General features: G+C 36.7%; 1 protein-coding gene. It reads right to left on the reverse strand.

All coding sequences use genetic code 11. From position 1 onward, the window contains the following. Nucleotides 1-352 precede the first annotated feature (352 nt). Nucleotides 353-1885 carry a fatty acid--CoA ligase family protein gene (locus HRG09_RS27950; protein WP_174104051.1) on the reverse strand — a complete coding sequence of 511 codons (1533 nt, stop codon included), beginning with the start codon at nucleotides 1883-1885 and terminating at the stop codon, nucleotides 353-355. Nucleotides 1886-2147: the final 262 nt, after the last annotated feature.

Here is a 2147-nt window from a genome sequence, read left to right on the forward strand (position 1 = left end):
AATTATGTAAATGAGCTGTCCATATGGGCGGCTTATTTTATTTTTTTGCTTAGCGTGGTTTTTCCCAAAATGCTGGCGATACCCCATGCTCATCAAGCTAAGATTTTAAAGTACCCCCTAAATGAGATCATTTAGGAGTCTTATAAAATAAGAAAGTACACCACTATATAACTAGTGATGTGCTTTCATTACTATAATGTGCAACATGATAGACAGTTAATTAATTTTAAAAATCTCATATCCTATCACTTGTCTTTCATATTGCAGAGTATTTCAAAATGGATTCTTTCAATTCCTTATAAAATACAGGTTTCTATTTTATGTGGAATTAAACTTCTATAAAAACCGACAATTACACATTTAACGCCTTTTCCTTCAAAGCTCTTCTCAATAATTTACCTGTCGTGTTCTTCGGCAGTTCCTCTAAAAATTCTATGTTCTTTGGTACTTTATATTTTGCAAGGTGTAACGAACAGTAGTGCATGAGTTCTTCTTCTGTTGCCGCTTCATTCTTCAGAACAACATAAGCGCGTACTGCTTCTCCTAAGTTTTCATCTGGAACACCAATCGCAACAACTTCCGCAACTGCTTCATGCTGGTATAATACTTCCTCTACTTCACGAGGGTATACGTTATAACCCCCGACAAGGACAATATCTTTTTTACGATCTACAATATAGAAATAACCTTCCTCATCCATTCTCGCTAAGTCGCCTGTATACAGCCATCCATCACGAAGTACTGCCGCTGTTTCTTCTGGTTCCTTATAGTACCCTTTCATTACATTAGGACCACGGACAATTAATTCACCGACTTCGCCGATAGGAAGTTCTTCCCCAAGTTCATTCACAACTTTATTTTCTACATGCCAAATATTCGTTCCAATGGATCCTGGCTTGCGTGGACGATCTAGTGGATTAAAACAAGTAACCGGCGAAGCCTCTGATAATCCATAACCTTCTGAAACAATAACGTTAAAGCGATTTTCAAAATTTTGCAGCAGCGCAACAGGCATAGAAGCACCACCGGAAATACAGAGTCGAAGCGTCTTAACGTCGTCTGCACTTGCTTCTTCATATAAATATAAATAATTATACATCGTTGGTACGCCCGCAAATATAGTCGGCTCATATGTACGAGAAATGCGGAATACCTCTTTCGGACTGAACTTCGGTAACATTAAAATCGTTGCACCATTTACAATCGGTGCATTCACTGCCACTGTTAAACAAAATACATGGAACATTGGAAGCGCCGCAACAACACGATCCTCCCCAGTATATTGTAAATATGACGCTACATCACTAGCATTACTATATATGTTTTTATGCGTTAGCATAGCTCCTTTTGGCTTTCCTGTCGTTCCGGAAGTGTATAAAATAACGGCTACATCTTCTTCATCTAGCTCCGGACCTGCATATGATAGGTCGCCAGTTCCGATAAGACTGGTAAACGTTTTCATTTTTTCGGTTTCTGTATGATTGAAATCTGATGAGGTTTCGCATATGATGATATGTTCGAGAGAAGGAAGTCTTGTTGTAAGAGATTGTATAACAGGTAGAAGAACGTCGAGTGTGATGATTGTTTTTACATCTCCATTTTGTAAAATATAATGCATTTCATCCGCAGTATAAATTGGATTAACTGGAATGACCGTTGCGCCAGCTTTCATTGTCCCGTATAAACCGACTAAAAAATGCGGTGAATTCCCCACAACTAATGCGACATTGTCCCCTTTTCCAATGCCCATTTTTGCTAAATTACTAGAAAACTTTGTGACCATTTTGTTTAATTGGTCATATGAGACCGACTGATCCATAAATATATAAGCCGGTTTCTCTCCTTTCTTTTTTGCTGTTTCAGCCAAAGATTGAACGAGATTCACACAAACCCCACCTTTATAAAATTTAGAAAATTTAAAAATTATAAATACATTATATTAAAAGAAAATTCAAGTAGCAAGTAAAATTCAAACAATCATATATAAAGTAATATCATAAATCATTACTGCCAGTAAGTGCGAGCGAAATGAAGGTTCATTCATTTCTATAAATCATGCGACTCGCCACTATTACCATTTTTTCATAAAAATATAAAATAGTGTAGTGTATGAAAATTTATCGGCGATTTTTGAAATATATCGATCG

Source organism: Bacillus sp. Xin1, from assembly GCF_013314535.1.
Classification (GTDB): Bacteria; Bacillota; Bacilli; order Bacillales; family Bacillaceae_G; genus Bacillus_A.